Genomic DNA, 8,649 nt, shown 5'->3' on the forward strand with positions numbered 1-8,649 from the left:
TCCCTAGAATATTAACGTTTTATAAAAAAAGTAAGTATAGTATTAGCCAATTACCGCTAAGATGTCAGATTCACGTAAAATTAAGTATTCAGTACCTTCGTATTTCACTTCAGTACCAGCATATTTTGAGAAGATGATACGATCGCCAACAGCAACCTCTAGAGCTACACGCTCACCGTTATCATATACATTACCTGCACCTACGGCTACAATTTTACCTTCTTGAGGCTTTTCCTTTGCAGAATCTGGTAGTACGATACCGCTTGCAGTTTTCTCTTCTGATTGAACTAGTTCAATAATTACGCGATCACCTAATGGTTTTAACAAGAAAAACACCCTCCTCAATTACATTTCCTAATTATTCTTTATTAGCACTCATTCATATAGAGTGCTAACACAAGTTATATAATAAATAAATTCTCAATATATTTCAAGTATTTCATTTGAAATCTTTCCCCTCTTTTTCAACATATCCATACAAAAAACTACATAAATCGCAAACTTTCTACAGTATGCTACTATCAAACAATTTTTATAACACGAGTAGTTCATAAAAAGAAAATATGAATTCTATAGTAGAACTAACGATAATCGTTTGAAAGAAATTACTAAAAAGAAGTACAATAAACACATGCTACATTAAAAGGAGTATACAGCGTGAAAAAAGAATATATAATTGTCATTCTTGCCTATCTCATCATGCAATTCTCTGGGATTATAGGCATGCCGCTTTTTGCATTTTTCGCAAAACAGATGCATATTTCAAGCACTCAAATTGAAATTGCATCATTTGCATACTGGTCAATTTTTAGCTTTATCATTACTTTAATAATTGCACTATTCGTTTTAAGAAAAGATTTTCGCTCTACAACTAGTTTATTACGAGATCGCAAGCAAGAAAGTATAAGTACTTCTATACTTTGGGCAATACTTGGTGTCTTCTTAGCATTCTTCGCTCAATCTTTTGCTATTTTGATTGAAAGCATGATTGGCATTGGATCAGGCTCGGAAAATACGCACTTCTTAGTGGATGTCATTGAGAGCATTCCGCTCTTTGCAATAGTGACAGCAATCGTAGGCCCTATTCTTGAAGAACTCGTATTTAGAAAAATCATCTTTGGCACATTTTACAAAAAATATAACTTTGTCATCTCAGCTTTCATTAGTTCATTGATCTTTGGACTTGCTCATTTTGAATTTGAACATATCATTTTGTATACAGCTATGGGCTTCACATTTGCCTTCTTATATGTAAAAACGAACCGTATTCTCGTTCCCATTTTTGCTCATGTAGCAATGAATACGACAGTAGTTGTCACACAGATTAGCTATAGAGAAGATATAGATAGCATGTTAAAAGATATGGAACAATTGCAAAGCATTATTGGAGGATTCTTATGAGACGTCAGTCACCTTTAGTATCGGGCATAATTTATATCATTCTAGGCATCATTTTTACAGCACTAGCCATAAATTATGTATCAAAAGATGGATGGAATTTATTTTCTTTCTTAATCGTATTTCTAGCTACAATTGACATTGGTTCTGGCATCCGGTTAATCACGCTTCATTTACGATTGAAAAGAATGCAGAAGAAAAAATAACCCTTCTTCGGAGGGCTAAAAAAGCGTAAAGGGGCGTGCGAAAAGTGATTTTCTATCACTTTTCGCACGCCCCTTTGTTTATTATTCTGTTATTGGCTCTTCAACAAGCGTCTCTTGCATCGGATAATGTTTCAAGAAATACACCAATGATTGCAGCTCGACAGCTAAATCAATATGATGAACGCGAATAGAAGCCGGCACGTTTAAACGAGCAGGTGTAAAGTTTAAGATACCTTTTACATCTGCGCTTACAAGTCGGTCTGTAATAGGTTGTGCAACTGGCGCTGGTACTGTAAGAATCGTAACTGCTACACCTTCTTTTCTCAGTAGTTCCTCCATATCATCCATATGGTAGATAGGAACATCGCCAATTCGTGTGCCTACTTTATCTGCATCTACATCAAAAGCCATTTCAATTTTTGTATTATTGTTTTTTAAAAAATTATAGTGAAGAAAAGCCGTTCCAAGATTACCTACCCCAATAATGGCAACCTTTGTTAATTCGTCTTGATCAAGTGTTTTTCTGAAAAATGATAATAAATAATTGACATTATACCCATAACCCTTTTTACCTAGTGCTCCAAAATAAGAAAAATCACGACGAATAGTAGCGGAATCAACCTTTACCGCTTCACTTAGTTCTGCTGATGATACTCTTTGTTTTCCCGATGAATGTAGATTCTTTAAGAAACGATAATACAAAGGCAATCTTTTAGCTGTTGCTTGCGGAATCTTTAATGTGTCTTGTGGCATAATTTATTCCCCCTACTTTATTTTGCTACAATACTGATCAATTTGTCTATAATTATCAGGGCTTGATGATCCACCTGTTGCATTTAACAACATGGTAGACCCAATAAATATACCTTTATCTACCGTTTTTAAATGATTATAAACGGTTAAAGCAACAGTTGATACCGCTGTTAACGCTTCCAGCTCTACCCTTTGCGAATCTTTACCCATCACTGTAGCTGTACAATGAATAACATAGCTGTCATCTCGTAAATCCCATTTAAAGAAGACGTTCACACTATGTTTTGGATTCAAATGGTACATCGGAATCTTAGATGAAGTATTTTTACAAGCCATCACTCCTGCTGCCTTAGCAACTGAAAAAATATTCCCTTGTTTATTACGTGAAGAGACAATTTGATCATAAATGTCTTTGTTTACCTTTATACTACATAAAGCAGTAGCGGTTTGAACAATTCCTTGCCTATAGCTGACATCTATCAATATGTCTCTACCCTCTTTGTGAAGATGGGTAAACACGCCCATATAATCCCCCCTTACTCTTCTGATGATACACTATTTTTAGATTTTTGTGTCAAAGTTTGTATCCTTTTTCACAAAAGAAATTGACATATAATTGCTCCAACACCCCCATTTCGTATACACTACACTTAAGACAACTGAGGTGAAAATAATGATTGTTTTACAAGTTAATAAACTATCGAAGTACTTTGGAGCTGAAAAAATCCTTTCTGATATAAAGCTTGAAGTGCAACATAGAGATCGAATTGGTCTTGTTGGGCGAAATGGGGCAGGCAAATCTACTCTATTAAAAATCATAGCTGATCAAATGTCACATGATGACGGTGAAATTATAAAACCGAAAGAGCTAACAATGGGTTACCTTGCACAAAATACTATAGTAGACTCTGAGCGCTCTATTTGGGATGAAATGCTTACTGTATTCACTCCTTTAATTCAGCTTGAAAATCAAATACGAAATCTTGAACAGCGAATGACACTACCAGAAACCTATAACAATGACGAGCTGTATCAAAAAATCGTTAAAGAATATGATGAGCTACAAATTCGTTTTAAAGAAAGTGGAGGTTATCAGTATGAGGCAGATATTCGTTCCGTTCTCCACGGCCTTCAATTCGGACAATTCGATTATGACACACCTGTATCGACCCTTAGTGGTGGACAGCGAACAAGATTAGCACTTGGGAAACTACTATTATCTCAACCACAACTTTTAATTCTAGACGAACCTACCAACCATTTAGATATTGAAACGTTAACATGGTTGGAACAATACTTACAGAATTATAAGGGTGCTGTTTTAATTGTTTCCCATGACCGATACTTTATGGATAAGGTCGTATCCATCATTTATGAATTATCTCGTACCACCATTAAGAAATATCATGGTAATTACAGCTATTATCTCGAGCGCAAAGCAGAAGACTACGAACGAGAAATGAAGCTATTCGAAAAGCAACAAGATGAAATCGCTAAATTAAATGATTTTATTCAAAAAAATATCGCAAGAGCCACTACTACCAAACGTGCTCAAAGTCGCAGAAAACAACTGGACCGCATGCAAGTAATGGATAAGCCGCTTGGCGATGAAAAATCTGCTTCATTCACTTTTAGAATGGAAAAGCAAACAGGGCATATCGTTGCAACATTGTCCGATGTATCCATTGGTTTTAATGAACAACCAATTGCGCAACATATTAACATTGCCATAACGAAAGGTGATAGCATCGCCCTAGTAGGTCCTAATGGTGTTGGAAAGACAACCTTACTGAAAACCATCATCGATCGTCTTCCTAAGCTACATGGCTCCATTTCATTTGGTTCAAATGTAGTTATTGGATACTATGACCAGGAACAAGCTAACCTAACTTCAAATAAGCGCGTTCTAAACGAATTATGGGATGAGTATCCATTAACAAATGAAAAGGATATTCGAACAGTACTTGGCAATTTCTTATTCTCTGGTGATGATGTGTTAAAGCCTGTATCTACATTAAGTGGTGGAGAAAAAGCTCGTCTAGCATTAGCCAAGTTAATGATGCAAGGTGCCAACTTCTTAATACTAGATGAGCCTACCAACCATCTAGATTTAGACAGTAAGATTGTACTAGAAAATGCATTAGTGGAGTTCCCTGGAACACTTCTTTTCGTATCTCATGACCGTTATTTCATTAATCGAATTGCCTCTAAGGTAGTTCAGCTTTCGGCAGATGAAAGTCAAGAGTTCTTAGGTGACTATGACTATTACGTTCAAAAGAAACAAGAGCAAGCAGAACTAGAAGCATTAGAACAAGCTACTACTACTAGCACGGTTACTAAAGTCGAGGAAAAAGTTTCTTATCAAGTGGATAAAGAAACAAAAAAACGCCAAAGGCAAATTAAAAGGCGCTTAGAAGAAATTGAAAAGCGAATTGAAGAATTAGAAGCAATTATCACTGTTCAAAATGAACAACTTTGTGATCCAGACATCTATCAGAATCATGAAAAAGTATTGGAAATCAATAAAATTGTTGATGAAGCCAATGCTGAAATGGAGCAGTTGATGGAAGAATGGGCAGACTTAGAAAGTGAACAAGATTCATAATTAAAATCAAGCAAGAGATTATCCTACAATTATGGATAATCTCTTTTTTTCTTATGTCACTTTGTTTTTTCATCCACAATACAATCGTATTTATTACGTAATTTGTTGTTTTCCACAAGTTCAACTAACACATCATTTAGATTTGAAAATCTTTTCAGAATTCTGTGGATAAGTGTGAAAACGCTCCCATTTAGTATGTGAATAAGTTATTTTTTGTGGATAAGTTAATGTTTCGTTGTGGATACTGTGGAAAAACCTGTTGAAAGGTTGTTTTCTTCCTATTTTTAATGTGGACAAAAAAGGGGATAAAAAATGAATGTTGGGGATATCTATATTCTTCTCTCTGCTAATTGTTGATAAATATTAAGGCGAAAGATAAATAATATCATAGAATAGTATTTCATGGTACTATTTTTTCTATTTCAATACAAACGTTTTCTTTTCGTTATATTTTTAACTGCTTGATAAAAACTAAAAAGGCTACCTACAAGTGATTGCTAATCACTTGTAGGTAGCCTCCTTTTCAAAATCTATACTATGCCTCCAAATCCAAGCCTGGGTTTGCATTTAAATCATACCCAGAAACTTTTCCTTGTTCAAAAGCAATTGTTCCAACAGCGGCAATCATAGCCGCATTATCAGTGCATAACGATAATGGTGGAATAACTAAGTCAATTTCAGGCAATGCTGCAAACTCTGTTTGTAATGTTGCACGCAGTCCTTTATTAGCTGCTACTCCTCCAGCTAGAAGCACTTGTTTCACCTGTAATTCTTTCGCAGCTTTCACTGCTTTAGTTACAAGAACATCAATAACGCTACTTTGGAAGCTCGCAGCTAAATCAGCAGGTTCAATATGCTCACCACGCTGTTCTGCGTTATGAACTGTATTAATTACAGCTGACTTTAAACCACTAAAACTAAAATCATACGAGCCTTCTTCTAGCCAAGCTCTAGGTAATTTAATCGTTGGATTACCCTCATGCGCCAAACGATCAATATGTGGGCCACCAGGATAAGGTAAGTTTAACGTTCTAGCAACCTTGTCATAAGCTTCTCCAGCGGCATCATCACGCGTTTCCCCAAGCACTTTAAAGGAACCATGCTCTTCCATATAAACAAGCTCTGTATGCCCCCCTGAAACAACTAACGAAAGTAAAGGGAACTTCATTTCTTCTACTAATCGATTCGCATAAATATGCCCTGCAATATGGTGTACACCTACTAGTGGTATATTATGTGCAAAAGCCACAGCTTTAGCCGCATTTACTCCAATAAGTAAAGCTCCTACTAGTCCAGGTCCTTCAGTCACTGCAATGGCATCAATATCTTCATAGCTGAGATTTGCTTGTTGTAACGCTTCTTCTAAAACAATTGTCATTGACTCTACATGATGACGAGAAGCAATCTCTGGCACAACACCACCAAAGCGCTTATGACTTTCAATTTGAGATGCAACAACATTAGCTATAATTTCCGTTCCATTCTTTACAATCGCCACTGCTGTTTCATCACAACTTGTCTCAATTCCTAAAATAATTGTATCTTTCACTCTATATTCACCCACATTACAATCGCATCCTCTTGATTGTCACTATAATATTTTTTTCGTATTGCACCATCTTGGAAACCTAGCTTTTTATAAAGTGATTGTGCAACAGTATTACTTGCTCGTACTTCCAAGGTCATTCTTTCAATATGATCTTCTCTACATTTATCAATCATCTTTTGCAATAATGCTTCTCCTAAACCTCTTCCACGAAATTCAGGTAAAATCGCTATATTTGTAATATGTGCCTCGTCAATAACTAACCAAGCACCACAATAACCGATAATCTTACCTTCTTCTTCTAGTATAAAATACGTAGCATATTGATTTTGATAAAGTTCATTAAAGAAAGCATCTCTACTCCAAGGCACAGTAAAACATTTATGCTCTAATTCAACAATTTCATCTAAATCCTTTTCTTCCATATAACGAAAAGAAAGTGTTTGACTCATATTCATTCCATCCCTTTATTGGTCCGAGTTCTTTTTCTGTTGTTCAATCCAATTCGCTTCTGCTTCAGCAAGGCGTATATAATTCGGAACAAACTCATGAACATTCTCTGCTGGCAAATCTTTTCCGATTAAAGCCAATTCACTCGGTCTTGGATTTAATTGAGCTACATCTGCAAATACAGCACGCTCTCCTAAAACAGATTGTAATGTCTCTCGATGTATAGGCGTGTCATTACCAATAAACATAATATTTTGTTCCAAAGCAAGCAGTTCCTTAGCCCAATCACTACTCTGAACAATTGTGTCTTTCTTAACAGATTTTATTTGTCCATTTTGTCCCTCATATAATCCTGTATAGATTTGTCCTCTTCGCCCATCAAACAACGGTGATATATACCCTTGAAAAAATTTACCGTTAGCTGCTAAAACTTCTAAACTTGATACGCCACTAATAGGAATATTCAATGTCCACGCAAGCGTTTTTGCAATGGTAACCCCAATACGAACTCCTGTGTAAGATCCTGGACCTTTTGCAACCACAATTTTATCAAGATCAGCAGGCTTCATATCACAATCATTCATTAATCTTTCTATCGCTGGCATTGCTCGAACGGAATGATTTTTCTTTAAATTCGATATGTACTCACCAACTACTTGATCACCATCGAGTAATGCGACCCCAAGTGCATAATTTGATGTATCAATGGCTAGTATTTTCATGAAATAATCTCCTTACATAATTCAACATACTTTTCTCCTACTGGATTAAAGACAATCTTCCTTTCATCCTCACCAGTATAGAATATTTGAATACTTAATAGCTCTTTAGGAAGCTGATCTTGAATGAGATGAGCCCACTCGACTACTGTCACGCCTTCTCCTTCAAAATACTCGTGAAATCCTAAATCCTCAAACTCATCTTCAATGCGATATACATCCATATGATATAAAGGCAGTCGTCCTTTATATTCTTTAATAATCGTAAATGTTGGGCTATTAACGTTCTTTGTTACGCCTAAACCCTTTGCCAATCCTTTTGTAAATGTTGTCTTACCAGCACCCAGATCGCCCTCTAACGTAATGACAGAACCTTTAGATACTAATTCTCCTAGCTTAAAAGCAATTGCAGACGTTTCATCTGCATGATGTGTTAGAACTTCATATTTATTCATATGTCTCACCTTATATATTTTATCTAAATAATCAACTTCGTATAATAAACTTTACTACAAAAAAACCTTAGGAAGCATTATTCCTAAGGACCTTCTTAATATGTAGTGTACCTTTTTTTTGAGGATTAAACAAATCCAGCACGTAAATCTATACTATTCTGTCTTTTAGACAAATAAAAAAACAGAACATAATGTTCCGTTACCTGAAATGATATGGCGGTCCCGACGGGAATCGAACCCGCGATCTCCTGCGTGACAGGCAGGCATGTTAACCGCTACACCACGGGACCATTTGGTTGCGGGGACAGGATTTGAACCTGCGACCTTCGGGTTATGAGCCCGACGAGCTACCGAACTGCTCCACCCCGCGATAATATAAATGCCTGGCAACGTCCTACTCTCACAGGGGGAAACCCCCAACTACCATCGGCGCTGAAGAGCTTAACTTCCGTGTTCGGAATGGGAACGGGTGTGGCCTCTTCGCCATCATTACCAGACATATGAAGAATTTTCATTC

The 8,649-nt window shown here is 36.3% G+C and carries 10 protein-coding genes, 2 tRNA genes and 1 rRNA gene; 3 read left to right on the forward strand and 10 right to left on the reverse strand.

Annotation, left to right across the window (positions count from 1 at the left end):
- Positions 1 to 42: 42 nt before the first annotated feature.
- Positions 43 to 327, reverse strand: coding sequence for a co-chaperone GroES (gene groES, locus TX86_RS24785; RefSeq protein WP_042353100.1), 285 nt, complete (start codon positions 325 to 327; stop codon positions 43 to 45).
- Positions 328 to 657: 330 nt separating this feature from the next.
- On the opposite strand from groES, the gene TX86_RS24790 reads away from it, so the two are divergent.
- Positions 658 to 1,401, forward strand: a complete 744-nt coding sequence (locus TX86_RS24790) for a CPBP family intramembrane glutamic endopeptidase (RefSeq protein ID WP_042353101.1) — start codon at positions 658 to 660, stop codon at positions 1,399 to 1,401.
- Entirely contained in the window at positions 1,398 to 1,604 is a 207-nt protein-coding gene (locus TX86_RS24795; protein WP_042353103.1) for a YdiK family protein, read from the forward strand. Before TX86_RS24790 ends, TX86_RS24795 begins: the two co-directional genes overlap by 4 nt.
- An 81-nt stretch (positions 1,605 to 1,685) precedes the next feature.
- Here TX86_RS24795 and TX86_RS24800 read toward each other — a convergent pair whose 3' ends face one another.
- Positions 1,686 to 2,357, reverse strand: coding sequence for a redox-sensing transcriptional repressor Rex (locus TX86_RS24800; protein ID WP_042353104.1), 672 nt, complete (start codon positions 2,355 to 2,357; stop codon positions 1,686 to 1,688).
- A gap of 12 nt (positions 2,358 to 2,369) precedes the next feature.
- The gene (locus tag TX86_RS24805) at positions 2,370 to 2,882 is read right to left on the reverse strand and encodes a cyclic pyranopterin monophosphate synthase MoaC (RefSeq protein ID WP_042353105.1); all 513 of its coding nucleotides are present in this window, start codon (positions 2,880 to 2,882) and stop codon (positions 2,370 to 2,372) included.
- Between the two features lie 148 nt (positions 2,883 to 3,030).
- On the opposite strand from TX86_RS24805, the gene TX86_RS24810 reads away from it, so the two are divergent.
- Positions 3,031 to 4,962: an ABC-F family ATP-binding cassette domain-containing protein gene (locus TX86_RS24810; RefSeq protein WP_042353106.1), complete on the forward strand. Its 1,932-nt coding sequence runs from the start codon at positions 3,031 to 3,033 to the stop codon at positions 4,960 to 4,962.
- A gap of 535 nt (positions 4,963 to 5,497) precedes the next feature.
- On the opposite strand, the gene tsaD is transcribed toward TX86_RS24810, so the two are convergent.
- The 7 genes from tsaD to rrf form a co-directional block, all read right to left on the reverse strand.
- Positions 5,498 to 6,511 (reverse strand): tRNA (adenosine(37)-N6)-threonylcarbamoyltransferase complex transferase subunit TsaD, encoded by a 1,014-nt coding sequence (gene tsaD / locus TX86_RS24815; RefSeq protein WP_230203719.1) that lies wholly within the window; start codon positions 6,509 to 6,511, stop codon positions 5,498 to 5,500.
- Entirely contained in the window at positions 6,508 to 6,960 is a 453-nt protein-coding gene (gene rimI, locus TX86_RS24820; RefSeq protein WP_042353108.1) for a ribosomal protein S18-alanine N-acetyltransferase, read from the reverse strand. Before rimI ends, tsaD begins: the two co-directional genes overlap by 4 nt.
- Before the next feature lie 15 nt (positions 6,961 to 6,975).
- Complete coding sequence (gene tsaB / locus TX86_RS24825) at positions 6,976 to 7,680, reverse strand: tRNA (adenosine(37)-N6)-threonylcarbamoyltransferase complex dimerization subunit type 1 TsaB (RefSeq protein WP_042353109.1); 705 nt, start codon at positions 7,678 to 7,680, stop codon at positions 6,976 to 6,978.
- The gene (gene tsaE, locus TX86_RS24830; protein WP_042353110.1) at positions 7,677 to 8,132 is read right to left on the reverse strand and encodes a tRNA (adenosine(37)-N6)-threonylcarbamoyltransferase complex ATPase subunit type 1 TsaE; all 456 of its coding nucleotides are present in this window, start codon (positions 8,130 to 8,132) and stop codon (positions 7,677 to 7,679) included. Before tsaE ends, tsaB begins: the two co-directional genes overlap by 4 nt.
- Before the next feature lie 214 nt (positions 8,133 to 8,346).
- Positions 8,347 to 8,422 (reverse strand) — tRNA-Asp (locus tag TX86_RS24835).
- A gap of 3 nt (positions 8,423 to 8,425) precedes the next feature.
- Positions 8,426 to 8,502: transfer RNA gene (locus TX86_RS24840), tRNA-Met, on the reverse strand.
- Between the two features lie 11 nt (positions 8,503 to 8,513).
- Positions 8,514 to 8,629 (reverse strand): 5S ribosomal RNA (gene rrf, locus TX86_RS24845).
- Positions 8,630 to 8,649 lie beyond the last annotated feature (20 nt).

The sequence above is a fragment of the Bacillus massiliigorillae genome (assembly GCF_000380245.2).
Lineage (GTDB): Bacteria > Bacillota > Bacilli > Bacillales > DSM-1321 > Bacillus_AD > Bacillus_AD massiliigorillae.

Excerpts from the sequence above, each read along its gene's own strand:
- TX86_RS24795 (WP_042353103.1), top strand. The coding sequence starts at position 1,398 with ATGAGACGTCAGTCACCTTTAGTATCGGGCATAATTTATATCATTCTA.
- TX86_RS24800 (WP_042353104.1), bottom strand. The coding sequence starts at position 2,357 with ATGCCACAAGACACATTAAAGATTCCGCAAGCAACAGCTAAAAGATTG.
- TX86_RS24805 (WP_042353105.1), bottom strand. The coding sequence starts at position 2,882 with ATGGGCGTGTTTACCCATCTTCACAAAGAGGGTAGAGACATATTGATA.
- TX86_RS24810 (WP_042353106.1), top strand. The coding sequence starts at position 3,031 with ATGATTGTTTTACAAGTTAATAAACTATCGAAGTACTTTGGAGCTGAA.
- rimI (WP_042353108.1), bottom strand. The coding sequence starts at position 6,960 with ATGAGTCAAACACTTTCTTTTCGTTATATGGAAGAAAAGGATTTAGAT.
- tsaB (WP_042353109.1), bottom strand. The coding sequence starts at position 7,680 with ATGAAAATACTAGCCATTGATACATCAAATTATGCACTTGGGGTCGCA.
- tsaE (WP_042353110.1), bottom strand. The coding sequence starts at position 8,132 with ATGAATAAATATGAAGTTCTAACACATCATGCAGATGAAACGTCTGCA.